Below are 18,035 nucleotides of genomic sequence, written 5' to 3'. Positions count from 1 at the left end.
AATTTGAGAAGTGCGGCAAAAGCGTTGCAAAAAGCACGGCAAGCAGTGCAAGAAATCGCTACCGCACATCCTACTAACAGTATTAGCATTCAAGTGAAAGTTTTACACCATGTCTTCATCCGCGATCATGAGCGCTAGCGAGAACTCGGCAACTAGCTATCTGGATGGCCCCCGTCTGCTGGCAGATGTCGGCGGTACCAATGCGCGCTTTGGCTTAGAGCGCGCGCCGGGCCAGATCGACACGATACAGACCTTGCGCTGCGCCGATTATGCTGAATTCGCACTGGCGGTTGAGGCATATCTGACTTCCAACGTGGCTGCCAGCGCTCGTCCGCAAGTGCGGCATGCGGCGATCGCGATCGCCAATCCGGTGCAGGGCGACGACATCAAGATGACCAATCATCATTGGGAATTTTCGATTGAAAATACGCGCCGCCGCCTGAATCTGGACACGCTGCTGGTGGTCAATGATTTCACCGCACTGTCGATGTCCTTGCCGCATCTGGAGCAATCGCATTGCATCCAGGTCGGCGCTGGCCGGGCCTTGAGCGGCGGCGTGATCGGCCTGGTCGGCGCCGGTACCGGGCTCGGCGTCGGCGGTTTGATTCCTACGGAAGGGCGCTGGATTGCATTGGGCAGCGAAGGCGGCCATGTCACCTTCGCCCCCGGCGATGCGCGCGAGGCGGCGGTGCTGGCGTATTGCTGGCGTACGTATTCGCACGTTTCGGCCGAGCGCCTGGTGTCCGGTCCCGGCATCGAAATGATTTACCACGCATTGGCCGATCTGCAGGGAATCGCCAAACCCGAGCCTTTGCATACCGCGCAAATCGTCGAACGCGCACTGCAGGGCGAGGATGCCTTGTGCATGGAAGTGGTGGAATGTTTTTGCGCGATGCTGGGCACGGTAGCGGCCGACGTCGCCGTGACCCTGGGTACTTTGGGCGGCCTGTATATCGGCGGCGGCGTGGTGCCGCGCCTGGGCGACTATTTCGCACGTTCGCCGTTTCGGGCGCGCTTCGAAAGCAAAGGGCGTTTCAGCAGCTATCTGGCGAAAGTCCCGACCTTTGTCATTACTGCGCCTTATCCGGCCTTTGTCGGCGTCGCGGCAATTCTTTCCGAACATCTGGGCGGTGGCAACGCCGTGCCTATCCTGGAGAAAATCCGTAAGGCGCGCGATCAGTTTTCGCCTGCCGAGCAAAAGGTTGCGGGCCTGATCCTGGCTCATCCGCGCGCCGTGATGAGCGAACCGATTTCAGAAATCGCCAGACGTGCCGACGTCAGCCAGCCGACGGTGATCCGGTTTTGCCGCACCATGGGTTGCCAGGGCCTGGCTGATTTCAAGCTGAAGCTGGCCTCAGGCGTCACGGGCACGGTGCCGGTTGCGCACAGCCAGGTTCACGTCGGCGATTCTTCGCTGGATGTCGGCGTCAAGGTGGTCGACAACACCATTTCAGCGATGATGGAAGTACGCGACAACCTCAACGCCGATACCCTGTCGCGGGTGATCGAAGCATTAAGCCAGGCCAGCCGCATCGAATTCTACGGCTTCGGCAGCTGCGGCCTGGTGGCGGAAGATGCGCAGCAAAAATTCTTCCGCCTGGGGATCCCATCTTCGGCCTATACCGATCCGCAGTTGCAGGAAGTTTCTGCCGCCATGCTGAAAAGCAGCGACGTTGTCGTGGTGATCTCCAATTCCGGACGTTTGCGCCATCTGGCGCCGGCAGTCGAGGTTGCGGTGCATTCCGGCGCCACCATCATCGCCCTGGCTCCAAGCAATTCGCAACTGGCCAAGCGCGCGCACTACACGCTGGCGGTCGAGCACGACGAAAGCAGCATGATGCATATTCCGATGGTTTCGCGGATCTTGCTGCTGCTACTGATCGACGTGCTGGCCGTGGGCGTATCGCTCAACCGTTCCAGCCCGTTTGCCGAATTGCAGCGCCAGGCCAAGCGCGGCATCCTGACCCATATCGCTGCGCTGGGCGAATCAGCCAGCGACAAGATCACTGCTGAAGGCGATGGCAAGCCGGTGCAATCGGCGCGTACCGATCAGGAGGTGACCTTGTCGCCGAATGTGATTTCACATATCAAGTAATCACTAGGGCCTGTTAACATTCAATTTGGGAGTGCGAACGCGCGGCAGGCGTTGCGTGCCTAGGCGCAGCGACGCGACGTAGCGGTGCTACGGCAAGGATGCGGATGGCCGCCCCCTGCAACAACGGCATGCGACGCCTGCCGCGCGTTCGCACTCCCAAATTGAATGTTAACAGGCCCTAGTACTTGCACGGCTGCTTATTCTTTTCGCCAAGAGAATAAGCAGCGTAAAGAACCAACACGCCACCGCATCTTCCGCTCTAGATGATCCGTCGCAAGGTATTGTCGCGCTTTACAAAGTGATGCCATAGCGCAGCCAGGGCGTGCAAACCGATTACCCCATAAAATACGTTGCCCAAGGTTTCGTGCATGTCTTTCACTGTCTTGGCCAGATCATGGTCCGGGCCGATCACCGTCAACGAGCCTAGCCCGGGCAAGTCGACTGGATGGCCGCCGAGATTCACGGTCAGAATGCCGAGTATGGGTTGGACGATGATAAATATGTATAGCACCAGATGCGATGCTTTTGACAGCAATTGCAAGATCGGCAGATCCGTTTCCGGCGGTGGTGGCGAACGTAAGCTGCGCCAGGCAACCCGGATGACAGAGAGTATCAACACGCTAAAGCCGGCCCAGAAGTGGGTGGCAGTCCAGAAAATGCGTGAAGCGCTGCCTTTGGGGCCGCGTATTTCGATGGCCAGATAGGCCAGGGCGACCAATATGAAAATAGCCCAGTGCAGCAGGATGGCAGGCCGTGAAAATCGTTCTTGGGGAGAGAGTGCTTGCATTGGCTTTTGGCTCGGGCGATGACCTTGCGATTCTGTCACAGGGGCACGGTAAAAACAATGCCGCTTCTGGTTGCCAGCTTGCAAACAGTGCGACAAATCCCGCGCCCATAAAAAATGCCCATTCGCACGCGAATGGGCAAAATCTGGGAGTTACCCAGGGACGTCTTTCACTAATGCCGCTTACGCAGCAGGCACCACGGTAATGCTGGCAAGGTCAATCGGTGCGCCGAGCTCAAGCGGCGCGCCCATCGACGCTTGCTGTCTTAGAACGAGTGGCTGATACCAGTGTAGAACGTGTTTTGGTTCTGTCCGGTCAAGCCGGTGCTGTCGCCGGTTTGAACCTGGAAATCGGTGTTCGAACCATTGCGGATAGTACCGATGCTCGCGTACAGCAGAGTCCGTTTGGACAGACTGTAGTTGGTGCCCAGCATGAACAGATTTGCGCTGCCTACGTCGTGGTTAAGCTTGACGTGATAAGCCGCGCCGATCAGCGTCAGAGCCGGGGTCAGCTGGTAGTTGGCGCCGAGCCAGAACTGATTGGCTTTGTTGGCTGCGCCCATGCCGCTGGCTGCCAGAGGCTGTGCCGGAGCCGACAGGTTTTGCCAGCCGGCGTACAGTTTTGCGGCGCCGAATGTAACATTGCCGCCGACGGTGATTTCCTTGGAGCGGGAGAACAAGCTGTCGTAAGTGCCGTTTTCGTCATGTGCCGTATCGTACATCGCCAGCAATTCATAAGTAGGCTGCACGAAACCAACTGCGATACCGGTGCTGTTGCCAATTCCTGAACCAGCTGGTCCGCGTGTAGTCGATCCTGCAGCTTCGCCGGCGCCGTACATGAGGTGCACGTAGAGGCCGCCCATATCTGGCGTGATGTACTGAATCTGGTTGCTGGTTTGTGGCCAGTTACGACCTTTGAACAAGGTCGACGTGCTCATGTTCTGTTGTCCGGTAGGATCGATGCTCCATACCCGGTCGCTTGGCAGCGCCAGATCGCGCCCGATTTTCACAGTACCGAAGCCACCGTTCAAACCAACGGTCGAACGACGATTAAACAGGCCGGTGCCGTTGAAACGGCCGGTGTCGGCTTGGAAGCCGCTTTCTAAAGTGAACATCGCTTTCAAGCCGCCGCCCAGATCTTCGGTGCCCTTGAAACCGATCATGCTGGTGCCCCATTCGTTACCGCCGACGCCCCATTGGCCGCCACGGATGGTATTGCCATTTGCATCTTTGCCTACTTGATTGCTTTGGTAGTTGATGCCAGCATCGACGCGACCATAGATGATCACATTGGTTTGCGCTTGTGCCTGGCTAGCGAATGCGCAAGCCAGAACTGCTGCAACTGCGAGTGGCTTGGCCAAAGGCATGGCTTTCAAAACAGATTTTCTCATTTCATCTCCTAAGTAAAAATGTGGCGTGGACCACTGCTTTCCGAGTCTTGTGTAGCTCGAAATTCTTGAATCGGACTTTGCTTATTGCGGGTACTTGTGTTTTGTACTTGCGTTCAATTGATGCCGACTTCTTTGTTGTTAAGGATGGTAAACCGGTTTATGAAATTTTTGTTTTATTTGTGTAGTTTTACTATATTTCTGTTGCTAATTTACAGCACTGGCAAATTTTTCATGCGCGTATTGCGTAGTTGTGGCAACGAAATGGTCTATTGAAAGTGCCTTTAATTGCCGGTTTTTGTATTTGTTTACTTGTGGAATCTTTTTTATCTGTATTTTTACTACAAGTAATTTTGATACATTTAGCTGCAATCGGGATGGCTGCCCAGGGAATTGGCGGCAGATCTAGCTTTTTTCCAGCAATGTGCGCACTTGTGCCAGTTGCGGTGGTTTGGCGCCGGCATTCAGGCAGGCGGCCGAGCCGCAGGCGACGGAAAATCGCAGATGCTGTAGCCAGTCAGGCGCCGGCGGCTGGCTGGATGAAGTGGCAGTTGTCGTGGCGGCGGCTTCCTGTATCAGCGAGAAGATCAGGCCGGCAATGCCGGCATCGCCGGCGCCTACCGTGTCGACCACAGTGATCGGCGGCGGCGCCACTTGCCAATATTGATCGCCGGCATGGATCGCCGCGCCCTGCGAGCCTAAGGTCAGCAACACGGTGGCATTCGGATTGAAACCGCGTAAGGTCGCCAGGGCGGCCTCGGTGTCGCCGGTGCGGAACAGGCCGGCCAGGTCTTCATCCGAGACTTTGATAACGTCAGCCAGCTGGGCCATTTTTTTCAGCACGGGGTCGTAACGCTGATCCATCACATTGCGGAAATTCGGGTCGTAGCTGATGTTTACGCCGCGGCTATGCAAATCCTCAGCCAGTTCGATCAAACGTCCGGCCAGCGGCGCACGGGTCAGGCTGATGCCGCCGAAGTGCACCCATGACGCAGCCTGCTGCCAGCCGGCGGGCAGTGCGCCGGGATCGAAGGCGAGGTCGGCGCTGTTGTCGCCGATGAAATTGTATTGTGGCGGCGTGGTTTCATAGACCACGGCCAATAAGGGCGAACGCGCGGCGCGCTGCAGGAAGCGCAGATCGAGGTCGGCGGCCAGGCTGGCTGCGTACAGTTCATCGCCGAACCAGTCCTGGCTGATGGCGCCGGCGAAAGCCGAGCAAACGCCCAGGCTGGCAGCGGCGCGGGCCACATTCCAGGTCGAGCCGCCGGTCTTGCTTAGCCATTGGTCGGCGCCGACCCGTATCAAATCGGTGAGTGCTTCGCCAGCGCTGATGAATTGCGGGAGGGGGCGGATGGATTGGGTTGTTTCAGACATGACAGCATCCAGGCAATGTTTAATATGAAGAATACGAAAATAGCTTAGTTAAGCTTGAAGCGTGACTCAGTCAAGCGGACTACCGACAGCCGCCAGCGATTCCAGGTACGCGCCCATCGGGTGGTAGAAATCGGTTTTGCCGTGCGGCGGCTTTTCGGGTCCGTAGCGTTGGTTGTCTTGCCGCAGGATGCGATACCAGCCGCCGCGCTCCTGGTCGATCAAATGCGCGCTGCTGTATTCCCATAATTTGCTGTAGCTGTCCCAATAAGCCGGGTCGCCGCTACGTGCCGCCAGCAGCGCTGCGGTGGCCAGCGATTCTGCCTGCACCCAGAAATATTTGTCGCTGTCGCAGACCTTGCCATCGGGCGCCAGCCCATACACCAGGCCACCGGCTTCCTGATCCCAGGCGGCCGGCATGGTGACATCGAACAGCGCTCTGGCGCGTGGCAGCAGCCAATCGGCGCCGCCTTGTAAATGTGCGCGATGGCGCTCCAGCAGCAACAGCAACTTGGACCATTCGGTCATGTGACCCGGCTGGAAGCCCCACGGGCGGAACATATTGCTGCTGTCGTGGCGGTTGTATTCCCAGTCGACGCTCCAGTCGGCATGATAGTGTTCCCAGATCCAGCCGTCGGCCAGCGCCGCCTGGCGCACGGTGATGTTATGCGCCAGCAGTTCGGCGCGGTGCAAATAGCGTTTTTCGCCAGTCGCTTCAAATGCGGCGATCAGCGCTTCGCAGCTGTGCATATTGGCGTTCTGCCCGCGGTAAGAGGACACCGCGCCATCGGGCGTAGCTTCGTCGGCGTACAAGCCGTCGGTTTCCGACCAGAACAGCTTTTCCATCAAATCGAAGGTGGCGCCGATACCTGCGGCTGCTTGGTCGATGCCGATGCGTAGCGCGTGGGCGTGCGCCAGCAGTACGAATGCCAGGCCATAGCAATGCTGGGTGCGATCGACGGCTACATTGTTTTCCAATACCCAGGCGTAGCCGCCGTAAGATAGCTGCCAATGCCGTTCCTGTAAAAAGCGCAAGCCATGCCGTGCTGCTGCGCGATATTCTTCCTTGCCGTCGAGGCGCCAGGCCAGGGCGTAGCAAAACACCATCCGGCTGCTGTTGACCAGATGCCGGCTGGCGCCATCGTAGACGCTGCCGTCGTCGTTCAGGTAATGGAAAAATCCGCCGTCGGGATCAATCGCGCGCGGATGAAAGAAGGCGATGTCGCGGCGCATCCTGTCGCGCAGGAATTCAGGATCGCGGTAATTGCCATTGCCGGATGGGGAAGATGCTGGTCTCATGTAGGTATTTTTTATAGGCATGTCGTTGCCGCCAGGGCGCCGCTAACAAAACGAAAAACAAAAAAATCAGCGAAAAAATGAATCGAACTGCATGTCGAACTGCTGCAAGGCTTTCTGCGCGTTCTGCATTTTCTTGCGGAATTCAGGGCCGCGCTTGAGCGCCAGCCCGACCGCCAGGATATCGATCACCACCAGATGCGCCAGGCGCGCCGAGATCGGCGTGTAGGGATCGGTGTTGAAACTCAGGTCGATCGGCACCAGCACCGTGGCCAGTTCCGCCAGCGGTGTGCCGCTGGGACCGAGCACAATGATATCCGCGCCGCCTTTTCTTGCCAGCTGGACGCTGCGCAACAGAGCCGCATTGCCGCCGCGCTGCGAGATGGCGACCACCGCGTCGCCCGGTTGCAACAGCGAGGCCGCGATGCTGTGGATATGCGGATCGGAGTAGGCGACGGTAGGGACGCCGGAGCGGAAAAACTTATGCTGTGCGTCCGCGGCGACGATACCCGAAGTGCCCTGGCCGTAGAACTCGATCTTGTTCGCCTTGAGCAAAACATCCAGCGCTCTCTGGATCGCATCGGCGCTTAAATGGTTGCGCAGATCGAGCAGGGTGTTAATCGAGCGGCTGCAAATCTTGTTGACCAGATCGGCGGCGATATCGTCCTGCGCCAGCATTTCGTTGGCGCCAGGCAGGGCCACCGCCAGGCTTTGCGCCAGTTTCAGCTTGAAATCATGCCAGCCTTCGTAACCGATGGCGCGGCAAAACCGCACTACCGTCGGTTCCGATACTTGTGCGTTCTTTGCCAGGGCAGTGATGTTTTCCGCCAACGCCAGCTGTGGATTGTCGAGTATGGTCAGCGCGACTTTTTTCTCCGACTTTGACAGCAAGTCGATCTGAGTCTTGATCGCATCCAGTAGCATCGTCATTCGAGATCCTGACCTGGTTACAATTCTGGCAGCGCTTCTTCACGCCATTGCAAGCCGTCGCGGGCAATCAGGGCGCTGGCTGCTGCCGGTCCCCAGGTGCCGGCGGTGTAGGGAATAGGATCGTCTTCTTCCTGGTCCCAGAATTCCAGAATCGGTTCTACCCATTCCCATGCCGCCTCCAGTTCGTCGCTGCGCATGAACAGCGTCAACTGGCCGCGCAAGACGTCCAGCAGCAACCGCTCGTAGGCTTCCATGCGCGGCGATTTGAAGCTTTCGCGGAAATTCAGTTCCAGCTCAACCGGTTTCAAACGCATGCCGTCGCCCGGGGTCTTGGCCATCAGGTTCAGGGTCAGGCCTTCGTCCGGTTGCAAGCGGATGACCAGGCAGTTCGGTTCGAAGCTGCTGTTCGGCTGGGCAAAAATCGAGTGCGGGATGGTCTTGAAACGAATCACGATTTCCGCCAGCGAATCGGCCATGCGTTTGCCGGTGCGGAGGTAAAACGGGACGCCGGCCCAACGCCAGGTATCGACTTCGGCCTTCAACGCGACAAAGGTTTCCGTGCGCGAGTGCGGATTGGCGTCGGGCTCCTTGCGATAGCCAGGCACGGCGACGCCTTCGACATGGCCGGAGCGGTATTGTCCACGCACCACGTTTTGCGCCAGCGTAGTCGGCGTGAAGCGCTTTAGCGAACGCAGCACTTTGAGCTTTTCATCGCGTACTGCATCGGGAGTAATCGATACCGGCGGTTCCATGGCGACGATGCATAGCAGTTGCAGCAGATGGTTTTGCAGCATGTCGCGCAAGGCGCCGGAAGTTTCGTAGTAACCCATGCGGTTGCCGACGCCGAGTTCTTCGGCGATGGTGATCTGGACGTCGGAAATCCACTCCCGGCGCCACAGCGGCTCAAACAATACATTGCCGAAGCGCAGCGCCAGCAGGTTTTGCACAGTCTCTTTGCCGAGATAGTGATCGATACGGAAAATCTGCGATTCGGCAAATACCTGGCCGACTTCGGCGTTGATCTGCTTGGCGCTGGCGAGGTCGCGGCCCAGCGGTTTTTCCAGCACCACGCGCGAGTTGGAAGTGGCGAGGCCGCTGGCAGCCAGGTTCTTGCAGATTTTCGAGAACAGGCTAGGCGGGGTCGCCAGGTAAAATACATTGGTAATCGCATGGTCGGGCCGCATGGCTTCGACCAGGGCCTGGTAGGCAGCCGCATCGGTGGCGTCCATGCCGACGTACTTGATGCGCTTGCAAAAACGCTGCCAGACGGCGGCGTCGAAGCTTTCCTTGCTGACGTGCGGCTTGGCATCCCGCTCTACATGCTTGATGAAATCTTCGTCGCTGCTGTCATGCCGGCCGATGCACAGGATGCGCGCATCCGGCGGCAAGTCGTTAGCGCGGTCGCGCGCATACATTGCCGGCAGCAGCTTGCGCATTGCCAGATCGCCGGTGCCGCCAAAGATTGCCAAATCAAATTCTGCAAGAGCCATGGTAAATGAGACCTATAAATTACTGCCGCTTTTTTAAAACCCTCGTCATCCCCGCTATCTCGGGGACGACAAGAATGTATGAATGATATGTAACTCCGTTACGACAAAGCCGTACGCGCCATCGCAATCAAGCCGTTGGTCGAACTGTCGTGGCCTTGCGGGGCCGGGGCGGTGGTCAGTTCGTTCAAGATATTGCTTGCCAAAACCTTGCCCAGCTCGACACCCCATTGATCGAAACTGTTGACATCCCAGATAACGCCCTGGACGAATACTTTATGTTCGTACAAGGCGATCAGCGCACCCAGGTTGGCGGGGGTCAGCGCTTCCATCAAGATGGTGTTGCTGGGGCGGTTGCCGGGGAAGGTGCGATGCGGCAGCAAGGCGGCGATCTGCTCCGGCGGCATGCCTTTGGCCTGCATTTCGGCTTGCACTTCGTCCGCGTACTTGCCGCGCATCAGCGCTTCCGACTGGGCAAAACAATTGGCCAGCAGGGCGGCCTGGTGGCCGGGCAACTGATGGCTGGCGTTCAAGGTCGCAATAAAATCGACCGGCGTAATGTCAGTGCCTTGATGCAGCAATTGAAAATAGGCATGTTGGCCGTTGGTGCCGACATTGCCCCAGACGATCGGGCAGGAGGCAGCTTCAAGCGTACGGCCGTCGATGCCGACGCGCTTGCCGTTGCTTTCCATTTCCAGTTGCTGCAGATAGGACGGGAAATTTCCCAGATCCTGATGGTAGGGCGCAATCGAGACGGAGCGGTAATCGAAGAAATTGCGGTACCAGACGCCCAGCAACGCCAGGATCACCGGCATGTTCTGTTCCAGCGGCGCGCTTTGGAAGTGCTGGTCCATGGCGTGGGCGCCGGCCAGGAATTCGCTGAAGCGGTCGAAGCCGACCGCCAGCGCTACCGGCAAGCCGATCGACGACCACACCGAATAGCGGCCGCCGACCCAATCCCAGAACGGGAACATATTGGCCGCATCGATGCCGAACGCGGTGACGCCCTCGACATTGGTGGAGACCGCAACGAAGTGCTTGCGCAGATCGGATTCCCGGGCGCCAGCCGCATTCTGCAAAAACCAGTTGCGCGCCGAATGCGCGTTCATCATGGTTTCCGCGGTGGTGAAGGTTTTGGAGGCGATCACGAAGAGCGTGGTTTGCGGATCGACTTGTTTCAGCACGGCATCAAGATCGTCGCCATCGACGTTGGAGACGAAGTGCAGATGCAGGTCGGCACGCTGATAGGGACGCAATGCCTGGCATACCATCTTGGGGCCGAGATCTGAGCCGCCGATGCCGATATTGACAATGTCCGTGATCGGCTTGCCGCTGTATCCCAGCCACGCGCCGGAACGAAGCGCGTTGGTGAAGGTCTGAATTCTTTGCAGGACCGCGTGCACATCGGCGCTGATGTGCTGGCCGTCAAGCTCCAGGGCTGGCAGGCTCGGTGCGCGCAGGGCCGTGTGCAATACCGCACGGTTTTCGGTAGTGTTGATTTTTACGCCGGCAAACATTGCCTGGCGCTGTGTTTCGACCTGACGTTCGCGGGCCAGGGCAAACAAGTGCGCCATGGTCTCCGCGCTGACATTGTTTTTTGCATAATCCAGGAACAGGCCAGCCGCCTTGAGCGAAAACTGTTCAAAGCGCGACGAAGGGGACCGGGCTGAAAACAGTTCGCGCAACGATAAATCTTTGACTGCTGCGTAATGTGCATGCAAGGCTTGAAAGCTGGCGGTAGTATTAAGCGCTGGTTGTGGCATATCCGGAGTCTTTATTGTCGGTCAGGAATTTATACGACTATACAACGTTGACGGTAATTTCACTACAAATTATTTTGTAATATACCTGCCTGGAGTCGGTTTAGCATTGTTCGGCGCTTTCTGGCAACCGCATGGCTTGCCATTTCTCCAAGATAATCGTTATAGTTTGTCGTATGGCTGATGGTGCAGTTGCCTGGTTGGGACGTGCCTGCTTCAAAAATACAGATACGGGCAGGCGATGATGATTAAAAGGGCGGTGAGTTAGCATTGCCTTGTTATTTTGTAGTAAAATTTCAAATCTCTACTGTTTCAAGGATCAAACCATGTCTGTTCAAGCCAGCGTCGCCAAAGTCACCGAACGTATCGTTGCCCGCAGCCAGCCTTATCGCAGCGCCTATCTGGCGCGCCTGGAGCACGCGCGCCGTCAGGATGTACAGCGTGGGGCGCTGTCATGTACCAATCTTGCGCACGGCTTCGCCGCGTTTCCAAGCAATGACAAGTTGAGACTGAAACAGGATAAAAGTTCATCGATCGCGATCGTGTCTTCCTATAACGACATGTTGTCTGCGCATCAACCGTTCGAACGCTTTCCGAAAATTATCAAGGATGCAGTGCACGCCGCCGGCGGCGTCGCCCAGTTCGCCGGCGGTACGCCAGCGATGTGCGACGGCGTGACGCAAGGCCAGCCGGGGATGGAGTTATCCTTGTTCTCGCGCGATGCGATCGCGATGGCGACGGCGATTGCGCTGTCGCACAATATGTTCGATGCTGCGGTGTATCTCGGCATTTGCGACAAGATCGTGCCGGGACTGTTGATCGGCGCTCTGCATTTCGGTCACTTGCCTGCCGTGTTCATCCCCGGCGGACCGATGACCAGCGGCATGAGCAACAAAGAGAAGGTGAAGATTCGCCAGCTCTACGCCGAAGGAAAAATCGGCCGCGCCGAATTGCTGGAAGCCGAATCCCAGTCCTATCACAGCGCCGGCACCTGTACTTTCTACGGCACCGCCAACAGCAACCAGATGCTGATGGAGGCGCTCGGCTTGCATCTGCCGGGCTCCGCATTCATCACCCCGAATACGCCGCTGCGCGATGCCTTGACGGCCGAGGCGGCGCGCCAGGCTTTGAAGATCACCGACCGCGGCAATCAGTACCTGCCGGTCGGCCATGTGGTCAGCGAGAAAAGTATCGTCAACGCCATCGTCACGTTGCTGGCGACCGGCGGTTCCACCAACCACACGCTGCATCTGGTGGCGATTGCCAAGGCCGCCGGGATTGTCATCGACTGGAACGATTTCGACGCGCTGTCTACCGTGGTGCCGCTGGTTACCCGGATTTATCCGAATGGCGACGCCGACGTCAATCATTTCCACGCCGCCGGCGGCACCGGTTTCGTGATTCGTGAATTGCTGGATGCCGGCCTGATGCATGAAGATGTCAAAACCATCCTCGGCGACAGCCTGCGCGCGCATTGCGCCGAGCCGTTCCTTGAAGGCGAGTCGGTGGTGTTCAAGCCGGCGCCGGCATTGAGCGGCGACGACTCGGTATTACGGACTGCGGCCGCGCCATTTTCTGCCGACGGCGGCTTGCGCCTGCTGACCGGCAATCTGGGACGTTCGGTCATCAAGATTTCCGCAGTGAAGAAAGAACATTGGGTAGTGCAGGCGCCGGCGCTTGTGTTCCATTCGCAAGAAGCGTTCATGAAGGCTTTCCGCGCCGGCGAACTGGATCGCGATTTCGTCGCGATATTGAGTCATCAGGGCCCGCGCGCCAACGGCATGCCGGAATTGCACGCCCTGACGCCAGCGCTGGGCATTTTGCAGGATGCCGGCCGCCATGTGGCCCTGGTCACGGATGGCCGCATGTCGGGCGCCTCCGGCAAGGTGCCGGCGGCAATCCACGTGACGCCGGAAGTCCTGGCCGGCGGCCCGCTGGGCCTGGTGCGGAACGGCGACATGATTCGCATGGATGCCGAGCAAGGTATACTGGAAGCCTTGGTGCCTGCCGATGAATGGGCGCAGCGCCAGCCGCTGGCGCTCGACTTGTCAGCCAATCAGGTTGGCATGGGCCGCGAGCTGTTTGCGATGTTCCGCCACACAGTGAGCGCGGCCGAAGAGGGCGCCACCAGCTTTGGCTTGCCGCCGGTTTTGCATGGCACCGTATCCGCCGATCATTCTGAACAACCACAGAAAGCAACGACATGACATCCACAAATCTCCTTTATGGCAATCAGCTGTTAGACATCATGCGTGCATCGCCGGTGATTCCGGTGATTGCGATCGACGATATCGAGCATGCGGTACCTCTGGCCAAAGCCCTGGTCGCCGGCGGGATTCGCGTACTTGAAGTGACTTTGCGCACGGTGCATGGTTTGCCGGCAATCCGCGCCATCGCTGAGCAAGTGCCGGGTGCGATTGTCGGCGTCGGCACCTTGACCCAGGCTGACGAGTTCGTCGCTGCCCGCGATGCGGGTGCGGTGTTCGGCGTTTCGCCAGGCTTGACGCCAGCCTTGATCGCTGCCGCCAAGTCTAGCGGCCTGCCTTTGCTGCCAGGCGTGATGACGCCATCCGAAGTCATGGCTGCGCGTGAAGCCGGTTTTCGTCAGTTGAAGCTGTTCCCCGCAGTGCCGGCGGGCGGCGTCGGCATGTTGAATGCGATTGCCGGTCCTTTGGGCGACGTGACCTTTTGTCCGACTGGCGGCATTTCGCTCGATAGCGCGCCGCAATTCCTGGCCTGCAAAAACGTTGCCTGCGTCGGCGGCTCCTGGCTGACGCCTAAAGAACTGTTGAAATCCGGCGACTGGGCACGCATTACCGCACTGGCTGTGGCCGCCAGCCAGTTGCGCAAGGCGCTCTAAGCTATCTCCCTCCCGAGGACGCTGCCGCGGCCGGTTAGCCGTGGCAGCGTTTTTGACGCACTGTACTTCCTCCCTGCATTTTCCTCTCGGTATTTTCCTTTTTATCTCCCGCATCTTTGTTGTTGTAAAAGCCATGTTTTTCCGATATTCATCGGGTAAATTCGATGCTATCGTAGCCTTAAGACATTCGGGTAATAGTTTTCGCCAATCCCATTACTGGACGTCATCAAGGAAATTGGCTATAATGGCAAACTCTCAACAACATGTTGCTGCCTCAACGGCACATTGTTGGGTTTCGTGACTCGCTCAGCGGGTTGTCTCACGCTTCGGCAACGCCGGAGTTTCATCAAAGTCGAGAAGTTTCTCGCATTCTTTGCCGCCCCATGCGGCAGTCGGCTTGTTCAATGTCCTCCCCGCGGGAAGACCGGACGAGATCATAAAAAATTGATGTTGTATGTCGCGCTGACAGGTTCCGGCTACGCCTTTGCGGTTCCGTGCCCGCCGATCATTCACTACGCAGCGGAAAAGAAATCCGGTTGCTCGCTCGCAGGCAAACGCCTGGGCGCCACGACCTGGCCGCTGCATATGCAAGGGAGTAAGCATGACGAATAGCTATCGCAACGCCATGGTTGGCGCAGCCATCACTATGCTGGTCGTGGCCGCCATCGGCTGGTCGATCGGCCCTGCGGTCATCCAGCAATACCAGGGCGACTTGATGTATTACACCGGCCGTCACCTGGTCCTGGTCGGATGGTCGATGTCGCTGGCGCTGCTGTGCGGCATTCCTGCCGGCATCTTGCTGAGCCGGCCATATTTCGCGCGGCACGCCGAGAAGTGGATGCAAATCTTCAATATCGGCAACACCATCCCCTCCATGGCAGTCCTGGCGCTGGCGCTGGCCTTGTTCGGCATCGGCGACAAGCCGGCCGTCATCGCCTTGTGGCTGGCGGCGCTGCTGCCTATCGTGCGCAATACCTATGAAGGCTTGAAGCAGGTCGCGCCGTCCATGAAAGAGGCGGCCAGGGGCATAGGCATGAAGCCGCTGCAGGTGTTGTTGCGGGTCGAACTGCCGAATGCCTTGCCGATCATTGTCGGCGGCGTGCGTACTGCATTGGCGATCATTGTCGGGACCGCACCGTTGTCGATCCTGATCGGCGGCGAAAGCCTGGGCGGCCTGATCTTTCCAGGCATCTACCTGAACAACCACGGGCAACTGCTGCTGGGCGCTACCGCCACCGCGGTGCTGGCGCTGATGCTGGATGCGATCGTCGCGCTGGGCAGCAATGCCTACTTGAGCAAACGCGGGCTGTTGCGCTGATGCCTGCCTATTCTGAAAAGGGAGCACACATGAGAAATCGATGTATTACAGCGTCACGTATTACAGCGTTGCTGGTTTTCACGCTTGGCCTGTTCGGCGTGGCGCCAGCGAGCGCGGCCAATCTGGTAGTCGGCGGCAAGAATTTTACCGAGCAATTGATTCTGTCGTCCATGACGCAGCAATATCTGAACGCCAAGGGCTACACCGTCGATCTGAAGAGCGGCCTCGGCACCACCATCATGCGGCAGGCGCTGGAAAGCGGGCAGATCGATATCGTCTGGGATTACACCGGCACCGCCTTGATTGTGTACGACAAGATAGATGAGAAGCTGGACCAGGACCAATCCTATCAAAGGGTCAAGGCGCTGGATGCGCCCAGGAACCTGGTCTGGCTCAATCCGTCTGCGTTGAACAATACCTATGCGCTGGCGGTGCCGCAGAAGCGCGCCGATGAAGAGGGTTTGAATACCATCGAAGACCTGGCGCACAAAATCAACCAGGCGCGGCAGCAAGATCCCGATAAAAAATTTCTGATGGGAGTCGATTTCGAGTTTGCTTCGCGCCCCGACGGCCTGGCGCCGCTGCAAGCGCTGTATGGCTTCAATCTGGACCGCAGCGAGGTCAAGCAGATGGATGCGGGCCTGGTGTATACCGCCTTGCATAACGAGCAGTTGCATGTCGGACTGACCTATTCGTCAGACGGCCGGGTCCAGGGCTTCAATCTGAAGCTGCTGCAGGATAACAAAGGTTTCTTTCCCTTTTACAGCGCGGTGCCGATAGTGCGCAAGGAAATCCTGGACGCCAACCCGCAGCTCGCCGAACAGATGAACGCGCTGTCAGCCAAGATCGATACCGCCAAGATGACCGAGATGAATAAAAAGGTCGATATCGATCAGTTGCCGATAGCCCGGGTTGCCGCAGATTTCCTGCGCGCCGAAGGCTTGTTATAAGGACGCCGCATGACATTCTTTAATTATTTGCTAAGCGCCTGGCCCGAAATCCTGCATCTCACCATCCAGCATCTGATGCTGGTGAGCGTTGCCGTCGGCCTAGCGATCTTGATCGGCGTGCCGTTCGGGATTGTGATGATTCGCCATCGTTGGCTGGCCAGTCCGATGATGGGCCTGGCTACCGTGATTCTGACGCTGCCGTCGATCGCCTTGTTCGGTTTGATGATTCCCTTGTTTTCCCGCTTCGGCCAGGGACTCGGACCGCTGCCAGCGATTACAGCGGTATTCCTGTACTCCTTGCTGCCGATCATGCGCAACACCTACCTGGCGCTGGATGGCATCGATCACGGCATCAAGGAAGCCGGCATCGGCATCGGCATGACCTTCTGGCAGCGGCTGCGGCTGGTCGATCTGCCCTTGTCGGTGCCGGTCATCCTGGGCGGCGTCCGTACCGCCGTGGTGATGAATATCGGCGTCATGGCAGTGGCGGCGATTATCGGCGCAGGCGGCCTGGGCGTCCTGATCCTGCACGCCATCAGCCAAAGCAATATGCAAAAACTGGTAGTCGGCGCGCTACTGATCAGCTTGCTGGCGATGGTCGCCGACATGCTGCTGCAAGTCCTGCAGCGGCTGCTTACACCGAAAGGAATGCAAAAATCATGATCCAGCTCGACCAGCTCAGTAAAGTATTCACGCAAAAAGACGGTAGCAAAGTCAGGGCGGTGGATGAGGTTAGCCTGACGGTTGCCGAAGGCGAAATCTGCGTGTTCCTGGGGCCCTCAGGCTGCGGTAAAACCACCACGCTGAAAATGATCAACCGCTTGATCGCGCCGACTTCCGGCCGCGTGCTGTTGAACGGCGAAGATACTTCGGGTCTCGATGAAGTCAGCTTGCGCCGGAAAATCGGCTATGTGATCCAGCAAGTGGGTTTGTTTCCCAACATGACCATTGAAGAAAACATTACCGTGGTGCCGCGCCTGCTCGGCTGGGACAAGAAACGCTGCCATGAACGCGCTACCGAATTGATGGCGATGGTGGCGCTCGATCCCAAGCGCTTCCTGACACGCTATCCGCGTGAAATGTCGGGCGGCCAGCAGCAGCGTATCGGCGTGATCCGGGCGTTGGCGGCAGATCCGCCGGTGCTGCTGATGGATGAACCGTTCGGCGCGGTCGATCCGATCAATCGTGAATCGATCCAGAATGAATTCTTCCAGATGCAACGCCAGCTTAACAAGACCGTCATCATGGTCAGCCACGATATCGACGAGGCGATCAAGCTGGGCGACAAGATCGCGATTTTCCGCGCCGGCAAACTGGTGCAGGTGGACCATCCGGATACTTTGCTGGCGCGTCCTAAGGATGAATTCGTCGGTTCCTTCGTTGGCCAGGATGCGACCTTGAAGCGTCTGCTGCTGGTGCGCGCCGGCGACGCCGCTGCCAACTCCGCGACAGTGCGGGAAGACGCCAGCATGGCGACCGCATACGGCATCATGGATGAGCACGATTACCGTTATGTGACAGTCACCAATGCCGCCAATCATGCATTAGGTTATGTGGCAAGGCGCGATGCGCGTGGCGCGCAGGGTGCTTGCATCGGCAAAATGAAGCCGTTTGCCGTGAGTGCTGCGCCCGACGAGAATCTGCGCGTGGTGCTGTCCAAGATGTACAAGCACAGCACCAGCTGGATGCCGGTGATCGGCCAGGACAACAGCTATCTGGGCGAAGTTACCCAGGATTCGATCGCCGACTACCTCAGTTCCGGCCGCACGCGTGACCACTGATATGTCGCAGGCGGA

At 58.2% G+C, this 18,035-nt stretch carries 15 protein-coding genes; 8 read left to right on the top strand and 7 right to left on the bottom strand.

Annotated elements, in window-relative coordinates:
• Nucleotides 1–109 precede the first annotated feature (109 nt).
• Complete coding sequence (locus BLV81_RS03445; protein WP_092352458.1) at nucleotides 110–2,095, top strand: glucokinase; 1,986 nt, start codon at nucleotides 110–112, stop codon at nucleotides 2,093–2,095.
• A 259-nt stretch (nucleotides 2,096–2,354) separates the two neighbouring features.
• Here BLV81_RS03445 and BLV81_RS03440 read toward each other — a convergent pair whose 3' ends face one another.
• The 7 genes from BLV81_RS03440 to pgi form a co-directional block, all read right to left on the bottom strand.
• Entirely contained in the window at nucleotides 2,355–2,882 is a 528-nt protein-coding gene (locus BLV81_RS03440; RefSeq protein ID WP_092352456.1) for a cytochrome b, read from the bottom strand.
• Between the two features lie 263 nt (nucleotides 2,883–3,145).
• Nucleotides 3,146–4,270 carry a porin gene (locus tag BLV81_RS03435; protein WP_092352454.1) on the bottom strand — a complete coding sequence of 375 codons (1,125 nt, stop codon included), beginning with the start codon at nucleotides 4,268–4,270 and terminating at the stop codon, nucleotides 3,146–3,148.
• Nucleotides 4,271–4,672: 402 nt separating this feature from the next.
• Complete coding sequence (locus BLV81_RS03430; RefSeq protein ID WP_092352452.1) at nucleotides 4,673–5,641, bottom strand: carbohydrate kinase family protein; 969 nt, start codon at nucleotides 5,639–5,641, stop codon at nucleotides 4,673–4,675.
• A 66-nt stretch (nucleotides 5,642–5,707) separates the two neighbouring features.
• Nucleotides 5,708–6,937 carry an AGE family epimerase/isomerase gene (locus BLV81_RS03425; protein WP_092352883.1) on the bottom strand — a complete coding sequence of 410 codons (1,230 nt, stop codon included), beginning with the start codon at nucleotides 6,935–6,937 and terminating at the stop codon, nucleotides 5,708–5,710.
• A 66-nt stretch (nucleotides 6,938–7,003) separates the two neighbouring features.
• Complete coding sequence (locus BLV81_RS03420; protein WP_092352881.1) at nucleotides 7,004–7,858, bottom strand: SIS domain-containing protein; 855 nt, start codon at nucleotides 7,856–7,858, stop codon at nucleotides 7,004–7,006.
• 23 nt (nucleotides 7,859–7,881) lie between these two features.
• The gene (gene zwf / locus BLV81_RS03415; protein WP_092352450.1) at nucleotides 7,882–9,354 is read right to left on the bottom strand and encodes a glucose-6-phosphate dehydrogenase; all 1,473 of its coding nucleotides are present in this window, start codon (nucleotides 9,352–9,354) and stop codon (nucleotides 7,882–7,884) included.
• Between the two features lie 98 nt (nucleotides 9,355–9,452).
• Nucleotides 9,453–11,114 (bottom strand): glucose-6-phosphate isomerase, encoded by a 1,662-nt coding sequence (gene pgi / locus BLV81_RS03410; RefSeq protein ID WP_092352448.1) that lies wholly within the window; start codon nucleotides 11,112–11,114, stop codon nucleotides 9,453–9,455.
• A 323-nt stretch (nucleotides 11,115–11,437) separates the two neighbouring features.
• Here pgi and edd point away from each other — a divergent pair, with 323 nt between their 5' ends.
• The 7 genes from edd to BLV81_RS03380 all read left to right on the top strand — a co-directional run bounded on the left by edd (nucleotide 11,438) and on the right by BLV81_RS03380 (nucleotide 18,020).
• Nucleotides 11,438–13,318 (top strand): phosphogluconate dehydratase, encoded by a 1,881-nt coding sequence (gene edd / locus BLV81_RS03405; RefSeq protein WP_092352446.1) that lies wholly within the window; start codon nucleotides 11,438–11,440, stop codon nucleotides 13,316–13,318.
• On the top strand, nucleotides 13,315–13,971 hold the full coding sequence (locus BLV81_RS03400; protein WP_092352444.1) for a bifunctional 4-hydroxy-2-oxoglutarate aldolase/2-dehydro-3-deoxy-phosphogluconate aldolase: 657 nt from the start codon (nucleotides 13,315–13,317) through the stop codon (nucleotides 13,969–13,971). Before edd ends, BLV81_RS03400 begins: the two co-directional genes overlap by 4 nt.
• A 447-nt stretch (nucleotides 13,972–14,418) precedes the next feature.
• Entirely contained in the window at nucleotides 14,419–14,583 is a 165-nt protein-coding gene (locus BLV81_RS23865; RefSeq protein WP_176992730.1) for a hypothetical protein, read from the top strand.
• Between the two features lie 34 nt (nucleotides 14,584–14,617).
• Nucleotides 14,618–15,289, top strand: coding sequence for an ABC transporter permease (locus BLV81_RS03395; RefSeq protein WP_304441229.1), 672 nt, complete (start codon nucleotides 14,618–14,620; stop codon nucleotides 15,287–15,289).
• 29 nt (nucleotides 15,290–15,318) lie between these two features.
• Entirely contained in the window at nucleotides 15,319–16,239 is a 921-nt protein-coding gene (locus tag BLV81_RS03390; protein ID WP_092352442.1) for a glycine betaine ABC transporter substrate-binding protein, read from the top strand.
• A gap of 9 nt (nucleotides 16,240–16,248) precedes the next feature.
• Complete coding sequence (locus BLV81_RS03385; protein ID WP_092352440.1) at nucleotides 16,249–16,902, top strand: ABC transporter permease; 654 nt, start codon at nucleotides 16,249–16,251, stop codon at nucleotides 16,900–16,902.
• Nucleotides 16,899–18,020, top strand: a complete 1,122-nt coding sequence (locus tag BLV81_RS03380; RefSeq protein WP_092352438.1) for an ABC transporter ATP-binding protein — start codon at nucleotides 16,899–16,901, stop codon at nucleotides 18,018–18,020. Before BLV81_RS03385 ends, BLV81_RS03380 begins: the two co-directional genes overlap by 4 nt.
• The last annotated feature ends 15 nt before the right edge of the window (nucleotides 18,021–18,035 follow it).

This window comes from Collimonas sp. OK242 (genome assembly GCF_900107095.1).
Classification (GTDB): Bacteria; Pseudomonadota; Gammaproteobacteria; order Burkholderiales; family Burkholderiaceae_D; genus Collimonas.
The sequence above is the reverse complement of the archived record's forward strand: the minus strand, read 5'-3'. Positions and strand labels throughout refer to the sequence as shown.